Origin of the sequence: Streptomyces abyssomicinicus, from assembly GCF_008974245.1 — a bacterium.
Taxonomy (GTDB): Bacteria; Actinomycetota; Actinomycetes; order Streptomycetales; family Streptomycetaceae; genus Streptomyces; species Streptomyces abyssomicinicus.
This window is the reverse complement of record NZ_BBZI01000013.1, coordinates 135,846-152,851: the sequence shown is the minus strand read 5'-3', so window position 1 is coordinate 152,851 and position 17,006 is coordinate 135,846. Positions and strand designations below refer to the sequence as shown.

At 76.1% G+C, this 17,006-nt stretch carries 18 protein-coding genes; 9 read left to right on the top strand and 9 right to left on the bottom strand.

Going from position 1 to position 17,006, the window contains the following annotated elements; all coding sequences use genetic code 11:
- Window positions 1-80 precede the first annotated feature (80 nt).
- A complete protein-coding gene (bcp, locus tag GBN72_RS29945; RefSeq protein ID WP_151775079.1) occupies window positions 81-548 on the top strand; it encodes a thioredoxin-dependent thiol peroxidase in 468 nt (155 codons plus the stop codon).
- A 107-nt stretch (window positions 549-655) separates the two neighbouring features.
- On the opposite strand, the gene GBN72_RS29940 is transcribed toward bcp, so the two are convergent.
- On the bottom strand, window positions 656-961 hold the full coding sequence (locus GBN72_RS29940) for a hypothetical protein (protein WP_151775078.1): 306 nt from the start codon (window positions 959-961) through the stop codon (window positions 656-658).
- A gap of 271 nt (window positions 962-1,232) precedes the next feature.
- On the opposite strand from GBN72_RS29940, the gene GBN72_RS29935 reads away from it, so the two are divergent.
- Complete coding sequence (locus GBN72_RS29935) at window positions 1,233-1,766, top strand: DUF2267 domain-containing protein (RefSeq protein ID WP_369695911.1); 534 nt, start codon at window positions 1,233-1,235, stop codon at window positions 1,764-1,766.
- 43 nt (window positions 1,767-1,809) lie between these two features.
- Here GBN72_RS29935 and GBN72_RS29930 read toward each other — a convergent pair whose 3' ends face one another.
- The 7 genes from GBN72_RS29930 to GBN72_RS29900 all read right to left on the bottom strand — a co-directional run bounded on the left by GBN72_RS29930 (window position 1,810) and on the right by GBN72_RS29900 (window position 6,350).
- Window positions 1,810-2,436 carry a hypothetical protein gene (locus GBN72_RS29930; protein WP_151775077.1) on the bottom strand — a complete coding sequence of 209 codons (627 nt, stop codon included), beginning with the start codon at window positions 2,434-2,436 and terminating at the stop codon, window positions 1,810-1,812.
- A gap of 197 nt (window positions 2,437-2,633) precedes the next feature.
- On the bottom strand, window positions 2,634-3,125 hold the full coding sequence (locus tag GBN72_RS29925) for an SRPBCC family protein (RefSeq protein ID WP_151775076.1): 492 nt from the start codon (window positions 3,123-3,125) through the stop codon (window positions 2,634-2,636).
- Window positions 3,126-3,221: 96 nt separating this feature from the next.
- Window positions 3,222-4,130, bottom strand: coding sequence for a UTP--glucose-1-phosphate uridylyltransferase GalU (gene galU, locus GBN72_RS29920; RefSeq protein WP_151775075.1), 909 nt, complete (start codon window positions 4,128-4,130; stop codon window positions 3,222-3,224).
- Window positions 4,131-4,297: 167 nt separating this feature from the next.
- Window positions 4,298-4,774, bottom strand: coding sequence for a GNAT family N-acetyltransferase (locus GBN72_RS29915; protein ID WP_151775074.1), 477 nt, complete (start codon window positions 4,772-4,774; stop codon window positions 4,298-4,300).
- On the bottom strand, window positions 4,774-5,589 hold the full coding sequence (locus tag GBN72_RS29910) for a rod shape-determining protein (RefSeq protein WP_151775202.1): 816 nt from the start codon (window positions 5,587-5,589) through the stop codon (window positions 4,774-4,776). The genes GBN72_RS29915 and GBN72_RS29910 overlap by 1 nt, the downstream gene beginning before the upstream one ends.
- Before the next feature lie 2 nt (window positions 5,590-5,591).
- The gene (locus GBN72_RS29905; protein WP_369695910.1) at window positions 5,592-5,963 is read right to left on the bottom strand and encodes a TraR/DksA family transcriptional regulator; all 372 of its coding nucleotides are present in this window, start codon (window positions 5,961-5,963) and stop codon (window positions 5,592-5,594) included.
- A gap of 60 nt (window positions 5,964-6,023) precedes the next feature.
- Window positions 6,024-6,350, bottom strand: coding sequence for a TraR/DksA family transcriptional regulator (locus GBN72_RS29900; protein ID WP_151775072.1), 327 nt, complete (start codon window positions 6,348-6,350; stop codon window positions 6,024-6,026).
- Between the two features lie 503 nt (window positions 6,351-6,853).
- On the opposite strand from GBN72_RS29900, the gene GBN72_RS29895 reads away from it, so the two are divergent.
- The 3 genes from GBN72_RS29895 to secD all read left to right on the top strand — a co-directional run bounded on the left by GBN72_RS29895 (window position 6,854) and on the right by secD (window position 11,928).
- A complete protein-coding gene (locus tag GBN72_RS29895) occupies window positions 6,854-8,050 on the top strand; it encodes a HAMP domain-containing sensor histidine kinase (RefSeq protein WP_439959836.1) in 1,197 nt (398 codons plus the stop codon).
- Window positions 8,050-8,766: a response regulator gene (locus GBN72_RS29890; protein ID WP_246212995.1), complete on the top strand. Its 717-nt coding sequence runs from the start codon at window positions 8,050-8,052 to the stop codon at window positions 8,764-8,766. Before GBN72_RS29895 ends, GBN72_RS29890 begins: the two co-directional genes overlap by 1 nt.
- 675 nt (window positions 8,767-9,441) lie before the next feature.
- Window positions 9,442-11,928, top strand: coding sequence for a protein translocase subunit SecD (gene secD / locus GBN72_RS29885; protein ID WP_151775071.1), 2,487 nt, complete (start codon window positions 9,442-9,444; stop codon window positions 11,926-11,928).
- Window positions 11,929-12,090: 162 nt separating this feature from the next.
- On the opposite strand, the gene GBN72_RS29880 is transcribed toward secD, so the two are convergent.
- A complete protein-coding gene (locus GBN72_RS29880) occupies window positions 12,091-12,585 on the bottom strand; it encodes an Lrp/AsnC family transcriptional regulator (protein ID WP_151775070.1) in 495 nt (164 codons plus the stop codon).
- Window positions 12,586-12,702: 117 nt separating this feature from the next.
- Here GBN72_RS29880 and GBN72_RS29875 point away from each other — a divergent pair, with 117 nt between their 5' ends.
- The 4 genes from GBN72_RS29875 (at window position 12,703) to GBN72_RS29860 (ending at window position 16,530) form a co-directional block, all read left to right on the top strand.
- A complete protein-coding gene (locus tag GBN72_RS29875; protein ID WP_174887228.1) occupies window positions 12,703-13,977 on the top strand; it encodes a trans-sulfuration enzyme family protein in 1,275 nt (424 codons plus the stop codon).
- Between the two features lie 227 nt (window positions 13,978-14,204).
- Entirely contained in the window at window positions 14,205-15,005 is an 801-nt protein-coding gene (locus GBN72_RS34685) for a hypothetical protein (protein ID WP_174887227.1), read from the top strand.
- A 98-nt stretch (window positions 15,006-15,103) separates the two neighbouring features.
- Complete coding sequence (locus GBN72_RS29865; RefSeq protein ID WP_151775068.1) at window positions 15,104-15,691, top strand: hypothetical protein; 588 nt, start codon at window positions 15,104-15,106, stop codon at window positions 15,689-15,691.
- Complete coding sequence (locus GBN72_RS29860; RefSeq protein WP_151775067.1) at window positions 15,688-16,530, top strand: hypothetical protein; 843 nt, start codon at window positions 15,688-15,690, stop codon at window positions 16,528-16,530. Before GBN72_RS29865 ends, GBN72_RS29860 begins: the two co-directional genes overlap by 4 nt.
- The last annotated feature ends 476 nt before the right edge of the window (window positions 16,531-17,006 follow it).

The window sequence follows — 17,006 nt, the reverse complement described above, 5'->3', positions numbered from 1 at the left end:
GTGGCCGCGCCGCATGGTCAAGCCCCCGGTTACGCTCGTACGCGCCCACCGGTAACGAGCGACCCAAGGAGCACGACCCGATGTCCGAGCGACTCCAGCCCGGCGACACCGCCCCCGCCTTCACCCTTCCCGACGCCGACGGGAACGAGGTCTCGCTGGCCGACTACGCGGGCCGCAAGGTCATCGTGTACTTCTACCCCGCCGCGCTCACCCCCGGCTGCACCAAGCAGGCCTGCGACTTCACGGACAACCTGGAGCTGCTGGCCGGCGCCGGGTACGACGTCGTCGGCATCTCCCCGGACAAGCCGGAGAAGCTGGCGAAGTTCCGCGACAAGGAGTCGCTGAAGGTGACCCTGCTGGCCGACCCGGACAAGAAGACGCTCGAGGCGTACGGGGCGTTCGGCGAGAAGAAGCTGTACGGCAAGACCGTCGTCGGCGTCATCCGCTCCACGGTCGTGGTCGGCGAGGACGGCACGGTGGAGCGCGCGCTCTACAACGTCAAGGCCACCGGTCACGTCGCCAAGATCATCCGCGATCTCGGGGTCTGACGGGCGGTCCGACGCCCCCTTCGACGGCCCTTCGACGCCCCTTCGGCGTCCCGGGCGCGGGCCCGGGACGCCGGGGCCGCGCCCGCCGGGGCCGCCTCCGCCCGGGGTCAGGCCTCGCGGCGGTCGGCGAGGACCCAGGAGGCCGCGGCCACACCGGCCGTGACGGTGAGCACGGACGTCCACGCGCCGAGCCGCTTGGCCAGGGGGTGCGACCCGGCGAACGCGGCCACGTACGCCGTGGTGAGCCCGGCGGCCACACCGGCGCCCGCCTGCCGCCGCCACCGGTTCGCCGCCGCGGCCCCGGCCGCCGCCAGCACCACTCCGCCCAGTTCACGCCGCTTCGTCCAGCGGGCCACCCCGTACCCGCCGACCAGTCCGGTCGCCGCCAACGCGGCCGTGGGCACCGTCGCCATGTCGTCCTCCTCTGCAGGTGTCTCACGGCCAACGATGCCGACCGGCCCGTCGGCAGTCAAAGCGTGCCGGGCGGGGTGTGAGCCGCCGACCCCGTCCCGGCCGGCACCCCGCCCCCGCTGACGCCCCTTGGGGCCCGCCTCGCGGTCCGCACGCCGTGTGCACGGAGGAATACGCGCGGCGAAGGGGGGCATACGGGCGCAGTACCGGGCCGGGACAGGCCGCCGCCCGGCCCGGCAGTCATCTGACGGGAGCTGAGGAGGAGCAGTCCCCTTGACCATTCCCATGATCCGGAGCGACGCCACCATGACCGCCACCGCCACCGCCACCCCCACCGACACCATGCTCGAGACCCCCGTCGCCGTGCCGGAGCCGCGTGACGCCGGGGTCGTCGACGTGGTGGCGGGTCACTCGTGGGACGACCTGGTCGCCCAGGTCCGCGAGGCCGGGCTCTACCCCACGCAGGAGCAGGCCGAGCGGGTGACCCGCGCGGTGCTCGCGGCGCTCGGTGAGCAGGTCGTCGGTGACGAGCGCGTCGACCTGGCACGGGCGCTGCCGGAGGAGGCGGCGCGGATCGTCGCCGCCCAGGTTCCGGCCCACCGGCCGCCCGCCGCCGCGGAGTTCGTGGACGAGCTGTCCCGCCGGCTGCCCAACGCCACGCAGGCCACCGCGCGCTGGGACACCACGTCGGTGCTCGGTGTGCTTCCCGGACTGGTCGGCGACGACCTGACCCACCGGCTCCTCGCCCAGCTCCCGGCCGGCTACGCCCTGCTGTTCGGCCAGGCCGAACTGTCGCGCGCCGTCTGAGGACCGACGCCCCTCGCCGTGGCCGTCGGCCGCCGGACGGCCTTCAGCCGAGGTAGTCCCGGGCCAGCAGTCTCCGGCAGGAGGTGCGCCACCCGGCCCGGTACCACCGGACCTCCCGGCGCAGTTCCAGCCCGTCCGGGCGCGGGACCAGCAGTGCCACCGCGCACGCCCCCACGGGGGCGTGCGCGGTGGCCCGTGCGGGGTCCAGCGGGACGCGCCAGGCCCGGCCCGGTCCGGCGGTGAAGGCGGCCTCGGCGGGGAGTTCGCGGAGACCGGTGGCTCCCTGGGCGACGTCGACGTAGAAGAGCAGCCGATCGAAGCGGTTCCCGCGCCCCAGCGCGACGTCCACCGCCGCCCCGTCGGGCGAGAGGGAGACGTACGGCCAGGCGTCCAGGGCCCCCGCTTCCGCCGTGGGGCCGGAGGCGGGCCGGGGCGAAGGGTGCACGGCGCAGGTCCGGCCGTCGCGGGTGCGGACCAGGCATCCGGGACGCACGGCCGCCTCCGCCGGAGGGACAGGGGGGTGCAGCGCCATGCGCAGCACGCCCCGCGCCTCGGTCAGGGCGAGCGGTGCCTCTTCCGTGAGGGTCACCGGGCCGGCGTCGGCGGCCTTGAACAGGGCCGGCGTGAGCCGGATCGCCCTGCGCGGCGCGCGCCCCTCTTCTCCGCCCATGCCTCTCCCGGAACTCGCCTGCGGGAGATCCATCATGCCTGCCGCCGTACGCCGGGCGTACGCGGGGAGCACGGAGGAGGACGCCGGAGCGGCGGAGCGGCGGGACGCGGCGGCGGCGTCACCTGGCGGGTGGTCGGGCGAGCGGGTGATCACGCGAGCGGGTGGTCGGGCGAGCGGGTGGCCGGGCGAGCCGGTGGTCAGGCGAGCAGGTGGTCCATCTGGCCGGCGGCCTCCCGCATGCCCTCGGCCATGCCCATGTCGGACATCTGCCGCATCTCCTCCTGGCTGCGGAACCGGGACGAGAGCTCCATGTGGGTGCCGGTGCCCGAGGTGCCCCGCCGGGTGAGGGTGACCCGCGTCTCGATCTTGGGGGAGTCGGACAGCGGCCGCCCGTCGTCGTCGGCGAACCCGTCGGTGAACTCCAGATGGGTCGGCGGGGCCACCGAGCCGACCCGCCACCAGCCGTGCGGCTGATCCCCCTCCGGACCGGTCATGTGATAAGTGACCGTGCCGCCGGGGTTGAGGTCGAAGTCGTCCACGGTGGCCGGGTAGGTCGGCGGCCCCCACCACCGCTCCAGCTTCCGCGGATCGGCCCACAGCTGCCACACCCGCTCCACGGGGGCGTCGAAATCGGCGGCCAGGGTGAGATTGAGCTGGTCGAAGTCCTCGTTGACGCTGGTGACGGTCATGATCTCCAGTCCTTCGGCGCGGGACGCGGACGTGCTGCTCCTCCCAGGAGAACTCCGCGTCCGCGCCCCCGCCACTCGATCACGGCGCCACCGCGGTCAGGGCGCCACGCCGTCGATCTCGTCCCGCACGAACTCCCGGAGCCAGCCGCGGAACTCCGGACCCAGGTCCTCCCGCTCGCTGGCGAGCCGCACGATGGCGCGCAGGTAGTCGCTCCGGTCGCCGGTGTCGTAGCGCCGCCCGCGGAAGAGCACGCCGTGCACCGGCCCGCAGATCTTCTCGTCGACGGCCTGTGTCTGGAGGGCGTCGGTCAGCTGGATCTCACCGCCGCGGCCCGGCTCGGTCCTCCGCAGCACGTCGAAGAGGCCCGGGTCGAGCACGTACCGTCCGATGACCGCGTAGTTCGACGGCGCGGTCCCCGGCGCCGGCTTCTCGACCAGGCCGGTCACCCGGACGACGTCGCCCTCCTCGGTCGCCTCGACGGCGGCGCAGCCGTAGAGGTGGCTCTGCGCGGGGTCGACCTCCAGCAGCGCGACCACGCTTCCGCCGTGCCGCGCCCGGACGTCGATCATGCGGGAGAGCAGCGGGTCGCGCGGGTCGATCAGGTCGTCGCCGAGGAGCACGGCGAACGCCTGGTCGCCGACGTGCGGGGCGGCGCAGAGCACGGCGTGGCCGAGCCCCCGCGGGTCGCCCTGGCGGACGTAGTGGATGGTGGCGAGGTCCGTCGACTCCTGCACCCGGGCGAGCCGGTCGGCGTCGCCCTTGCGCCGCAGGGCCGACTCCAGCTCGTAGTTGCGGTCGAAGTGGTCCTCCAGGGGGCGCTTGTTGCGCCCCGTGATCATCAGGACGTCGTCGAGCCCGGCGGCGACGGCCTCCTCGACGACGTACTGGATCGCCGGCTTGTCGACGACCGGGAGCATCTCCTTGGGCGTCGCCTTGGTGGCGGGGAGGAACCGCGTGCCGAGACCGGCCGCGGGGATGACCGCCTTGCTGATGATGGAACGCATCGGGTGTCCTTCGTGGAGGCCCCGGCCCGGCCGGGGGTGGGGGTGACCCGCCTGCGGAGAAGTGTCGCAGGGTCACGGCGCGATGATCGGGCGTTGCCCGATTCACCCCGCTCCCGCCCCGCTCCCGCCCCGCTCCCGCCCCCCCGGCCGAAGGCGCGAGGGCTCGGTCAGAGGGCCTTGGTCATGAAGACGCTGTTGGGGTCCTCGGTGTAGTCGGCGAACGGTCCGCACTCGGTGAACCCGTGCCGCGCGTACAGCCGCCGGGCCGCCGCGAAGTAGTCCTCGACGCCGGTCTCCAGGCTCAGCCGCCGGTACCCGCCGCGCTCCGCCAGCGCGGTGAGGTGCTCCAGCACCGCGGAGGCGACCCCGCGGCCCCGGGCCGCGGCCGTGGTGCGCATCGACTTCAGCTCGCCGTGGCCCTCGCCCAGTTCCTTGAGCGCTCCGCAGCCCAGCAGGGCGCCGTCGGCGGCGCGCGCGGTCACGAAGACGATCCCGTCACCCGCCAGCGTGCCGTGGTCCAGGGCGTGCACGGACTCCGGCGGGCTGGTCGCGTACATGTCCTGGAGGTGTTCGTCGAGCAGCGCCGCCACGTCCTCCCGCAGGGGCGCGTCGGCGGCGATCTGTATTCCGGTACCGGTCAGCATCAGACCATGTTCGCAGGTCCGGCGGCACCGGGTCCGCGGGTGCTCGGGTGGAGCCGGGCCGCGTCCAGGAGCCGGGCGGCTCCGCGCACCGCCGCCGTGTGCGGGGCGGGAACGACGTGGACGGGGGCGTGCAGCCGGCCGGTGAGGCGGTACGTGATCTCCGGCCGGAGCGCGCCGCCGCCCGCCAGCAGCACCCCGCGGGCGAGCGCGGCCGGCACCAGCGAGGCCTCGTCCTGCCGGAGCGTCGCGGCCACCATCCTGGTCACCGCGTCCACGAGGTCGCCCGGCGTGACGGCGCCGAGGTCGCCGGTGCCCAGCGCGACCCGGCGGGCGTCGGTCACCGCGCCGTCGTCCAGCAGCACGACCTCGGTGAGGTGCGCGCCGACGTCCACCACCAGCAGCGGCCGGGACAGGTCGGCCCCGGCCGCCACCGCCACCGCGCGCGCCCCCGGCACGGTGAGCACGCCGCGCGGCCGCAGCACCTCCAGCACGGCCCGGGCGGACGCGCGGTAGGCCGGCAGGTCCAGCACCGGCGCGGTGAGCACCACCAGCGGACGGGAGGCCCGGGGCAGCCGGTGCCCGAGCAGCCGCCCCAGCAGCGCCGCGCATCCGGCCTCGTCGACGATCGCGCCACGGCGCACCGGATGCCGGCCGGCGTCGGGGAAGGCGACGGTGGGCACGTCGAGGACCTGCCCGCTTCCGGTGAGCAGCGCCCGGGTGCGGGCGCTGCCCAGGTCCAGGGCGACGTCCCAGGCCGGGCGCGCCGGCCCGGGGCGGCGGCGGAACGCGGCGTCCGCGCCGTCGAGCCCTGGCACGGTCACCGGCCCGTCACCCGGTGGTCCGCCGCCGCGGACCGGGTGCCCCCGCGCTCCGTGCCGGCCCGGTGGACGGCCCGCACCCGCTGGCAGGGCGCGCAGTAGCGGGCCTGGGGCTCGACCAGCAGCCGCTGCCGGTCGACCGGCAGCCCGCACAGGTGGCAGCTGCCGTACCGGCCCTCGTCCATGCGGCGCAGGGCGGCCTCGACGTCCGCGAGGACCATGCGCGCCGGAGCCGGGGCGGCGCGGCGGCCGCTCCTGGACCGCTCCCGGTGGAACCGGAGCTGCTCGTCGAGGCCGGCGCGCAGGCCGGAGAGGTCCTCGGGGGTCAGGTGCCGCGCGGCGGTGTCACCGGCGACGGTCGGGGAGTTCACCACTTCTCCTCTGGTGGGCAGAACGGGGCCGAAGGGAACGACGGGCGCGCGGGGCGCCGGTCAGGCGACCCCGCGGCGGCAGCCGACGCAGTGGTGGGTGTACGGGAGGATCTCCAGCCGCTCCTCGGGGATCGCCTCACCGCACCGCAGGCAGCTCCCGTAGCTGCCGTCCTCGATCCGGGCGAAGGCGTCCTCGATCTCCCTGAGGACCTTGGCGATGGCCTCCTTCTGGGTGGACATCAGGTGGTCGTCCGCCGTCTGTCCGTTGCCGGTGAGGGAGCGCAGCTGGGCCAGCCGGGTGCCGCGCTCGTGCTCGAGGCGCTGCCGGGCACGGTGCGAGTCGGGGTGCTGGGGGCGGGGTTCGGGAGGGGCGGCGTCGAGGGCCATGGGGTGTCCTTTCCATCGGGTGCGACCGGCCGCGGCACGTCGCGGCGGGCGGTCGGCGGTCGGTGTGCGGTCGGTGTGCGGGGTGGGCGTCGTGGAACGGCCCGGCGGGGCCGGGCGCACGTCGCCCGGCCCGCGGCGGCGAGGGACCGACGGCAGGAGGCGGCGGACCCCCGGCGGCGGGGCCGAGTGCCTGGGTCCGACGGCCGTGCGGGCCGTGGACCCTCTCCACCCTGGCCGTCCGCCCGCCCGGCGGCCATCGGCCGCACAGCCCATTTCCGCCCGTCGGCCCCCACACCGGCATGGGTGCCGCGACCCACCCGCAATGGGTGCCGCGACCCATCGACGCGGGCCCGGCGGCCCGGCAGGCTGGAGGGCCGGCCCGGCCGCCCGCCGGCCGGCCGGGGCGAGCCCTCCGGGGAGCCGTCCGGGGAGCCGCGGCGTGTCCGGCGACCGCGATGCCCGAGAGTGGTGGGCGACGCATCGCTGAAGGAGGCGTGACCCCGGTGTCCCTGTTCTGGCGCATCTTCCTGCTCAACGCCGTGGTGCTGGGCGCCGCCACGGCGCTGCTGCTGTGGGCGCCGGTGACCGTGTCCGTCCCCGTGCTGCTGACCGAGGCGGTGATCCTGGTCGGCGGTCTGGCGGTCATGCTGGTGGCCAACGCCGCCCTGATCCGCTGGGGACTCGCCCCGCTGGTCCGCCTCACCCGCCGGATGACCACCGTGGACCTGCTCCGCCCCGGGCAGCGGCTGCCCGAGCACGGCACCGGCGAGGTCGCCGACGTCATCCGCACCTTCAACGCCATGCTGGACCGCCTGGAGCAGGAGCGGGTCGCCAGCAGCGCCCGCGTGCTCATCGCCCAGGAGTCCGAACGCCGGCGCGTCGCCCAGGAGCTGCACGACGAGGTGGGGCAGAGCATGACGGCGATCCTGCTGGCGCTCAAACGGGCCGCGGACACCGCCGAGCCGCCCCTGCGGGACGAGCTGCGGCTGATCCAGGAGGCCACCCGCGGCAGTCTGGACGAGGTCCGGCGCCTGCTGCGGCGGCTGCGCCCCGGCGTCCTGGAGGACCTCGGCCTGGTCAGCGCGCTCACCGCGCTGGCCGGGGACTTCGCCACCCACACCGGTCTGGCCGTGCGCCGTGACTTCGACGGCGACCTCCCGCCGCTGGAGCCCGGGACCGAACTGGTCGTCTACCGCGTCGCCCAGGAAAGCCTGACCAACGCCGCCCGCCACGCCGACGCCGAGACCGTGACCGTGCGCCTGCGGCGGCTCGCGGACGCGGTCGAACTGTCGGTCACCGACGACGGCCGCGGTGTCGGGCGGCTGAGCGAGGGCGCCGGCATCCGCGGCATGCGGGAGCGGGCGCTGCTGGTCGGCGCCTCGCTGGAGGTCCTGCCGGGGCAGCCGGGCACCGGCACGCCGGGTGCGGGGACGACAGTGCGGCTGACCGTGCCGGTGCCGTCCACGGCGCCCACCGCGGCGGCCTCCGTGCCGTGGGCGTTCCCCGTGCCGCCCGGGCTGCCGGGGATACTGCGGCCGCCGCCGGCGTCCGGCGGGCGCGTGCCGCCGGGAGGTGAGCCGTCGGCCCACGGCCCGACCGCGGGAACCCCGCCCGGGGACGTCCCGCCCGCCGGGGACCCGCGCGCGGAGCCCCGGTCCGAGCCGTCCGATGCCGCCCCACCCGACGCCCAGGACACCTGATGCAGCACGACAACCCCGTCACCCCGCTCACGCCCGAGCCCGCCGAGACCCCGGCGACGCCCGGCACCCGGCCGGCCCGCATCCTGCTCGCCGACGACCACGCCCTGGTGCGGCGCGGCGTGCGGCTGATCCTCGACCAGGAACCGGACCTGGAGGTGGTCGCCGAGGCCGGCGACGGGGCCGAGGCGGTGGAGAAGGCCCGCGCCCTGGACCTGGACCTGGCCGTGCTGGACATCGCGATGCCCCGCATGACCGGGCTCCAGGCCGCCCGCGAACTGGCGGCGCTCAAGCCGGACCTGCGGATCCTCATGCTCACCATGCACGACAACGAGCAGTACTTCTTCCAGGCCCTCAAGGCCGGGGCCTCCGGGTACGTGCTCAAGTCCGTCGCCGACCGCGACCTGGTCGCCGCCTGCCGGGCCGCGATCCGCGACGAGCCCTTCCTCTACCCCGGTGCGGTGACCGCCCTGATCCGCCACTACCTCGACCGCGTCCGGCAGGGGGAGGAGGCCCCCGGGCAGATCCTCACGCCTCGGGAGGAGGAGGTCCTCAAGCTGGTGGCCGAGGGGCACTCCTCGAAGGAGATCGCCGAGATGCTCTTCATCAGCGTCAAGACGGTGCAGCGCCACCGCGCCAACCTGCTGAGCAAGCTCGGCCTGCGCGACCGGCTCGAACTCACGCGGTACGCCATCCGGGCCGGACTCGTCGAACCCTGACCACCCGGGGCTCCGGCACCACTCCCGGGCCGGAGCCCCGGGTCCCTCCAGCGGGCGTCCCGGCACGCCCGCCCGCCAGCGACCCGGAACGTCCGGAGAGGAGGACGACGCCATGCCGCCGCGCCCGCGGCCCCCGCGCCGCCGCCGTGCGACCGCGTTCCTCCTGCCGGCCGTTCCCCTGCAGAACGTTCCCCTGTCGGCTGTTCCCCTGTCGGCTGTTCGCCTGCCGGTCGTGCTGCTGCCGGTCGTTCTCCTGCTGGCGTTCCTCACCGCCCTCGCCCCCGGCGCCCCGCACCCGGTTCCGGCCCTGGCCGGGGCCGTGCGGACCGGGGCCGTGCAGACCGAGGCCGTGCGGACCGGGGCCGGCGCCGTCCACGGCACGGTTCCGCACGCCGGCGACCCGTGCGCCGCGGCCTGCCTCACCCCCGCGGCGATCCGCCAGAAGCTCCCCGGCGACCACCCACCGTCCCCGGGTCACCCGGCCCTTCCGCGCACCGCGGCCACCCTGGTCCCGCCCCCTTCCGCCCACGAGGCCGCCCGGTCCGCCGCGCGGCCCCCCGCACCCCGCGAAGCCCTGCCGCACCGCGGACGGTCACCCCCCCCTCCGGCGTCTGACCGCCCCCGACCCTTCCCCGTTCCCTGACGTGCCGCGGCCGCGCCGGCCGCCGCCGAGGCATGCCCTGCCGGAGGCTTCCGTTGTCCAGAACGAAACGTTCCACCCGCGTGAGGGCGCTGATCGCCCTCGCCGTGGTCGCCCTGTCCGTCCTCGTCACCCTCACCGTGCCGGTCCGTCTCGGGCTCGACCTGCGCGGCGGCACGCAGATCGTGCTGGAGACCCGTTCCCCGTCCGCGTCCACCGCCGAGTCCGACCGCGAGGCCACCGACCGCACCCTGGAGGTGCTGCGCGGACGCGTCGACGCGCTCGGCGTGGCCGAACCGACGCTCCAGCGTTCGGGGGACCGGCGGATCATCGTCGAACTGCCCGGTGTCCAGGACCCCGCGGAGGCCGCCGAGGTCCTGGGCCGCACCGCCCAGCTCACCTTCCATCCGGTCCGCGGGGTCGAGGACCCGGACGCGGCGAAGGACCCGGACGCGGCGAAGGACCCGTCCGCGACCCCCGCCGCGGGCGAGCCCGCCTCCGGCGAGCGGGTGCTGGCCGGCGAGGCCGGGGAGCACCTCCGGGTCGGTCCCGCCGCCCTGACCGGCGGCGACGTCGAGACCGCCGAGGCCCGCCACGACGCGCAGACCGGCGCCGGCTGGCACGTCACGGTCGACTTCGACCGCGCCGGAAGCGACCGCTGGGCCCGCCTCACCGGCGAGGCGGCCTGCGCCGTGCCCGGTGACCCGGCCCGCCGCGTCGCCATCGTCCTCGACGACCGGGTCATCTCCTCCCCGCAGGTCGACCCCTCCGTGGCCTGCGGCGACGGCATCCCCGGCGGCGCCACCCAGATCACCGGCGCCTTCACCGACGCCGAGGCCCGCGAACTGGCGCTGCTGATCAGCGGCGGCGCGCTCCCCGTGCCCGTGGAGACGGTCGAGCAGCACACCGTCGGCCCCACCCTGGGCGCCCGCGCCATCGAGGCCAGCGCCTGGGCCGCGGTCATCGGCACCGCGCTGACCGCCCTGTTCATCGTCCGGGCCTACCGGCTGCTGGGCGTCCTGGCCGTCGTGGCGCTGCTCTGCTACGGCGTGATCTCCTACGCCGCGCTGGCCGCGCTCGGCGCCACCCTCACCCTGCCCGGCCTGGCCGGCTTCGTGCTCGCCATCGGCATGGCGGTGGACGCCAACGTCCTGGTCTTCGAACGCGCCCGCGAGGAGCACTCCGCCCGCCTGCGGCCCAGCGTCCGCTCCGCGCTGACGGCCGGGTTCCGCAACGCCTTCAGCGCGATCGCCGACTCCAACGTGACGACGCTGATCGCCGCCGCGCTGCTCTTCCTGCTGGCGTCCGGGCCGGTGCGCGGCTTCGGCGTCACCCTCGGCATCGGCGTGCTCGCCTCCATGGTGAGCGCGCTGGTGGTCACCCGCGTCCTCGCCGAGTTCGCCGTCTCCCGCCGGTGGGTGCGCCGCCGCCCGGCGGTCACCGGCATCGCCACCGCCGGACGCGTCCGCGAGGCCCTCGCCCGCCGTGACCCCCACCTGATGCGCCGCCCGCGCCGCTGGCTCGCCGCCTCCGCGGCCGTGCTGGTCCTGGCCGGTTCCGGCATCGCGGTGCGCGGCGTCGACCTCGGCATCGACTTCACCGGCGGCCGGCTCCTGCAGTACGCCACGACGCACCCCGTCGACCCGGAGCGCGCCCGGGCCGCCCTCGCCGACGCCGGCTTCCCGCAGGCCGTCGTCCAGTCCTCCGGCGACACCGGCCTGACGGTGCGCACGGAGCGGCTGACCGACGCCGAGGCGGACACCGTCACCCGCACCCTCGCCGGACTGGGCGCCGAGGACGCCAAGGGCGGCGGGAGCGGCGGGAGCGGCGGGAGCGGCGGGGGAGGTGCGGGCGACGCGGGCGGCCCGGGCGGCCCGGGCGGCCCGGGAGACGTGGAGAAGGTCCGCGACGAGCTGATCGGCCCCAGCCTCGGCGAGGAGCTGAGCCGCAACGCCCTGATCGCGCTGGCCGTCGCCCTCGGGGCCCAGCTCCTCTACCTCGCCGCCCGTTTCCGCCGCCTCTTCGGCGCGGCCGCGGTCGGCGCGCTGGCGCACGACGTGGTCGTCGTGGTCGGCGTCTTCGCCTGGCTCGGCAAGCCGGTCGACGGCGTCTTCCTCGCCGCGCTGCTCACCGTCATCGGCTACTCGGTGAACGACTCCGTCGTGGTCTTCGACCGGGTCCGCGAACTGCTGCGCGGCGGTCGAGGGGGAGAGACGGGGAAGACGCGGGCCCTGCCGGACCTGGTGAACACCGCGGTCCTGCAGACCCTGCCCCGCACCGTCAACACCGGCCTGGGCGCGGTCCTCGTCCTCACGGCGCTGGCCGTCCTCGGCGGGGACACCCTCACCGACTTCGCCCTCGCCACCCTGATCGGCGTGGTGGTCGGTACGTACTCCTCCGTCTTCGTGGCCGCGCCGCTCGCGCTGGAGACGGTCCCCGGCCCGGCCACCGCCGCCGGCGGCGTCCGCCGGGCCCGCCGCCGCCTCGCGCGGCGGGCGGTGGCGCGGACCGGCGTGCGGTGAGGCGGGGCGGCCCGGCCGAGGGGAGCGTGCCTCCCCGGCTGCCGGGCCGCCGTGCCGCGCGTGGCCACGGCCCGAGCGCCGCCGGACGGTGCTCGGGCCGCGGTGCCGAGGCCGCTGTTGTCGGGCCGCGGCGCTGAGGCGGTGGCGCTGAGGCGGTGGCGCTCAGGCGGTCGCGTCGGGGGCCGGGAGGACCCCGACCCCCTCCCGCCGCTCGAAGATCAGATGCGTCTCCGTCTGCCGTACCACCCGGTGGACGGTGACGTGCTGGAGCACGAAGTCCCGCAGCGCCTCGGCGTCCTCCACCGCGACGTGCAGGTAGAAGTCGTCGGCCCCGGCCACGTGGAAGACCTGGATCACGCCGGTGGTGCGCACCAGGCTCGCGTAGAGCCGGTTCACGTGCTCCGCGTTGTGCCGCTCCAGCCGCACCTTGATGAGCGCCTGGAGCGGGTGCCCCAGCGCCGCCAGGTCGAGCCGCAGCGTCGTCCCCTCCACCACGCCGCGCTCCCGCAGCGCCCGCACCCGGTAGGCGCAGGTCGACTCGGCGAGACCCAGGCGGCGGGCCAGGGCCTTGTTGGTCAGCTCGGGATCGTCGGCGAGCAGACCGACGATCCTGCGGTCCAGCTCGTCGACGAGTGGCCGCTGCTCTCGCTTTTTCAACGAAATCCCCTGGGCGACGGACGGCCGGTCTTGTCGGCGACCTCCGATGTCGCCGTGTTCGCCGCCGATTCTGCAGCGATCATGCTGCGATCCTGTTCCCGGTGCAACGCTCCCGCCATGGGCATCTCTTCTGAGCGCTTCGAGACGCTGGCCGTCCACGCGGGCCGCGCGGACCTCACCGGACTGGGCGTGCACGCGCCCCCGATCGACCTGTCGTCCACCAACCCGCTCCCGGACATCGAGCGCGGCGGGGACTCCTACGAGTCGATGGCCGGCGGCGGCCGCCCGCTCCCCGACGGCGGCGCCGTCTACCAGCGCCTGTGGAATCCGACCGTCGCGCGCTTCGAGTCCGCCCTCGCCGACCTCGAACAGGCCGAGGCGTCGGTCGCCTTCGCCTCCGGCATGGCCGCCACCACGGCCGCGATCCTCGCCACGACCGGCGGGAGCGGCAAGCGCCACGTCGTCGCCGTCCGCCCCCTGTACGGCGGCACCGACCACCTGCTGGCCTCCGGTCTGCTCGGTGTCGAAGCGTCCTTCTGCGGCCCCGCCGAGGTGGCCGGCGTCCTCGCCGCCCGCCCGGACACCGCCCTGGTGATCCTGGAGACCCCGGCGAACCCGACCCTGGACCTCGTCGACATCGCCGGTGTCGTACGGCAGGCGGGCCCGGTCCCGGTCATGGTCGACAACACCTTCGCCACCCCCGTGCTGCAGAATCCGGTCACCCTGGGCGCGGCCATGGTCCTGCACAGCGCCACCAAGTACCTGGGCGGGCACGGCGACGTCGTCGGCGGCGTCATCGCCTGCGACGAGGCCACCGCCGAGGCGCTTCGCAGGGTCCGGGCGATCACCGGGGCCCTGCTGCACCCGCTGGCCGGTTACCTCCTGCACCGGGGCCTCGCCACCCTGCCGACCCGGGTCCGCGCCCAGCAGGAGACCGCCCGCGAGCTGGCCGGCCTGCTCGGCCGGCACCCCGCCGTGGAGCGCGTCTTCTACCCCGACCTGGACGCCGCCGTGCTGGCCGACGGCCGCACCGGCTCCCTGCGGCACCAGATGCGCGGCCCCGGCGCGATGATCTCCGTCGCCCTGCGCGGCGGCTACGAGGCCGCCGAGCGCCTGACCTCCTCGCTCTCCCTGTTCACCCACGCCGTCTCCCTCGGCGGCGTCGACTCCCTCGTCCAGCACCCGGCCGCCCTCACCCACCGTCCGGTCGCCCCCGAGGCCCGCCCGGCGGCCAACGTGGTCCGGCTCTCCATCGGCCTGGAGCACGTCGACGACCTGGCCGCCGACCTGGAGTCCGCCCTCGCACCGGCGGCCGCCGGGCCCTCCCTCCCGCCGCGGGCGGCCCCGGTCCTCCCCCTGGCCGCCCACGCGGCGCGCACCCCCGTGAGCTGACCGACCGCGTCGACGGCGGCAGGGCATCGCAGGAGGGGAATGCCCCACCGCCGTCGGCGCCCCCACCCGCCCGCGGGGGCCGCGGGGGTGACGGGTCACGGGGGGTCACGTGTTCTCGACGATCGTCCCGGCCCGGCCACAAGTCGGCCTCAACCGCCGTACACCGCTAGCCAGTTCTGCCATGCTCACGACCTCAACCGATGGCGTCGCGGGCAGACGGAGGGCCGATGAGGGGCAAGCGAACGGCACGCTGGAGCTGGGTGGTCTGGCTGCTCCTCCCCACCCTGTTCCTGGTGGGCTGCGGCAGGAGGGGCGGCGGGAACGACCGCGGCGGGGGCCTGGAGATCCCGGGGATCGGGATCGAGATCACCAGCGGCGGCGGCAGCAGCGGCGGCGGCGACACGAGTGGCGGTGACACGAGTGGCGGCGGCAGTGGTGGCGGTGACGCGAGCGGCGGCACCGTCGGCGGCTCCGGTGGCGACCCCGGGGACGCCACCCGGGCACCCGCCGCGGAACGGACCGACCCGGCCCAGGAGGCGTTCCGGGCGGTCGACAGCGGCAGCTGCCTGCCGGTGCACAGGAACGGCGAGGAGTGGAGCGCCGACGTCCCGCCCTCCCCGGTGAGCTGCCACACCGAGCGGGCCGACCTCTTCCACGTGACGGCCGCCCACCCCACGTCCACGAGCTGTCCGACCGGCGTGGGCCGCACGGCGTGGAGCCACCGGTCGTCCGTCACCGGCGAGAGCACCACCCTGTGCCTCAACCGGGTCTGGGTGAAGAACTACTGCGTGCTCGCCCAGCAGGAGGGCGACGCGATCACCTCCATCGGCGACACCAGCGCCGTGGACTGCGACGCCACCCAGGTGCCCGTCCCCTACAACCAGGTGCTCGTCGTCGACGCCGCGTACAAGGCCCCGGCCGGCGCCGACGCCGACAACTGCGTGACCGGGGCCAACGACCGCCGCCGGTACTGGTCCCTGATCGCCGACGGCGGCGACACCCTCGTCTGCTTCCGGGGCCGCTCGTAGGTCCGCCACGCCCGCCCGCCGGGCCGGGGACCGGTTGACCGAGGGCCCCTCCCTGCCCCTAAGGTCGTTGCCCTGCGGGGAAGTTGGGGGTGGGGCGGATGAACCGGGGCGGACCGGTGGGGCCGACGTGGCGGAAGCCGTCGCCGCTCGGCTTCGGGGCGGCCGTCGACGCGGTCACCAACGTCGCCGCGCCGCTGCTCGCGGGCTTCTCGGTCGCCGCGATCGGCGTCGTCGGCGCGGACAGCGACAAGTTCCGCTGGCCCGGCCCCTCCCTGCTGTGCCTGACCGTGTCGGCGCTCCTGTTCGTCACCTGCGTGCAGTTCGGCTTCCACGCCCGGCGGCACCTGTACTCGTACGCGGACCTCACCGCCTGGTGGACCGAGGAGGAACTCGCGGACGACGACCGCAGGCGCCTGCTCCGCGCGGAACAGCACCACAACTTCGACCTGTGGGACCGCTGGCGCGGCCGCGCGTACGTGGCGTACAGCGGCGGGCTGGTGATGCTGTGGACGGGGGTGGCGCTGGTTCTCGCGCCCCCGGGCTCGGGTACGGCCTCCGGGGCGGCCTTCCGATGGGTGGCCTCCGCGGTCGCGGCGTGCGCCGCCGTGGGCGAGGTCGTGTGGAGCACGTACGAGCCCCTGCGCCGCGGGCTCGGCAGACGCCGGCTTCTGCGAGGGAACCCATGACCGACGACCCGACGGTGCCGGCGGAGCGGGACGACGAACCGTCCCCCCGGGTGACACGGCGGACCGCCCCCTACGGAGGGGCGTCCCCGGTCGTCCCGTGCCCTGCCTGCCACCACGCGCGGACGCACCACCCCGACTGCGAGCTGGCCTCCCTCCCCGTGGCGGAAGCGGCCCTGCTCGGCCACGAGGAGGCGCTCCGACGCGTCCGGACGCCGCGGGACGACGGGTCGCGGGTCACCGGGGCGCCGCCGCCCGGAGCGCAGTGCCCTGCCTGCCACCACGACGTGACGCACCACCCCGGCTGCGAGCTGGCGGCCCTGTCGGTCGAGGTCGCGGCGGCCCTCGGGTACGAGGAGGCGCGCCACCGCGTGTGGCTCCTCGACGGCGTCGTCTCCTGGGGCGCGCCCCCGCCCGCGCCGCAGTGCCCGGGCTGCCACCACTCCGGCGACCACGGTCCCGGCTGCGACCTGGCGGCCCTGCCCGTCGGCGACGCGGCCCTCCTCGGGTACCAGGCGGCGCTGCGACGCGTCCTGGAGCTCCGCGGCTCGCGGCCGCCGGCCGTCGGCGCCGGTGAACCGGTCTGCCCCGCCTGTCTCCAGGAGGGCCGACACCGGGGCGGGTGCGAGCTGGAGGCGCTGCCCGTGGTGACGGCGGCCCAGCTGGGCCACGAGGAGGCCCGCGCCCGCGTCCGCAACCTCACCGGGACGCCCGCCCCCGGGCCCGAGGCCCCCGCGCCCGGGCCCGAGGCCCCCGCGCCTGGTCCCGAGGCGCCCGCGCGGCCCGCCCCGCCGCCCTCGGGCGGCATCCGTGCCCGGCTCCGCCGGCTCCTGCGGCGCTGACCTCTCGTCGACCGGTCCCCTGATCAGCCCGTGGTCGTTCCTGGTCCTGGTCCTGGTCCTGGCCCCGGTCCTGGCCCCGGCCCTGGCCGGCCGTGCAGCAGCAGGCCCGGGCATCGCCGACGGCATCGAGACCGAACCCGGCGTCCTCAACATGACCTTCGCCCGCAAACGGCGCCTTCCTCCACCTCGCCGGCCCCGGCGGAAGGGTCTGGTGGGCGGCACAGATCCCTTCTCCCGCCCAGCCGGACCTCACCCTCACGGACGAGGAACACCCGTGACCCGCACCGGGCCGGTGGCGCAGCCCTGTGACCCGCACCGGGCCGGTGGGGCACGCCGGGAGCCGGGGCCGTGCCCGCACCCGCCCGGTGCGGAAACCGGCCGTGACGTCCGGTCACACACCCCGCACATTTCCCCGGTCCCGTCACCGCCCCGTGCGGCTTCCCCACATCGCTGGGCGGGTGCGCCGAACCTTGCCA

Bases quoted from the DNA above. Each gene is read 5' to 3' on its own strand.
- GBN72_RS29930 (WP_151775077.1), bottom strand. From the start codon at position 2,436: ATGGGCGGAGAAGAGGGGCGCGCGCCGCGCAGGGCGATCCGGCTCACG.
- secD (WP_151775071.1), top strand. From the start codon at position 9,442: ATGCCCTGCCGGAGGCTTCCGTTGTCCAGAACGAAACGTTCCACCCGC.
- GBN72_RS29875 (WP_174887228.1), top strand. From the start codon at position 12,703: ATGGGCATCTCTTCTGAGCGCTTCGAGACGCTGGCCGTCCACGCGGGC.
- GBN72_RS34685 (WP_174887227.1), top strand. From the start codon at position 14,205: ATGAGGGGCAAGCGAACGGCACGCTGGAGCTGGGTGGTCTGGCTGCTC.
- GBN72_RS29925 (WP_151775076.1), bottom strand. From the start codon at position 3,125: ATGACCGTCACCAGCGTCAACGAGGACTTCGACCAGCTCAATCTCACC.
- bcp (WP_151775079.1), top strand. From the start codon at position 81: ATGTCCGAGCGACTCCAGCCCGGCGACACCGCCCCCGCCTTCACCCTT.
- galU (WP_151775075.1), bottom strand. From the start codon at position 4,130: ATGCGTTCCATCATCAGCAAGGCGGTCATCCCCGCGGCCGGTCTCGGC.
- GBN72_RS29900 (WP_151775072.1), bottom strand. From the start codon at position 6,350: ATGGCCCTCGACGCCGCCCCTCCCGAACCCCGCCCCCAGCACCCCGAC.
- GBN72_RS29915 (WP_151775074.1), bottom strand. From the start codon at position 4,774: ATGCTGACCGGTACCGGAATACAGATCGCCGCCGACGCGCCCCTGCGG.
- GBN72_RS29865 (WP_151775068.1), top strand. From the start codon at position 15,104: ATGAACCGGGGCGGACCGGTGGGGCCGACGTGGCGGAAGCCGTCGCCG.
- GBN72_RS29860 (WP_151775067.1), top strand. From the start codon at position 15,688: ATGACCGACGACCCGACGGTGCCGGCGGAGCGGGACGACGAACCGTCC.
- GBN72_RS29890 (WP_246212995.1), top strand. From the start codon at position 8,050: ATGCAGCACGACAACCCCGTCACCCCGCTCACGCCCGAGCCCGCCGAG.
- GBN72_RS29940 (WP_151775078.1), bottom strand. From the start codon at position 961: ATGGCGACGGTGCCCACGGCCGCGTTGGCGGCGACCGGACTGGTCGGC.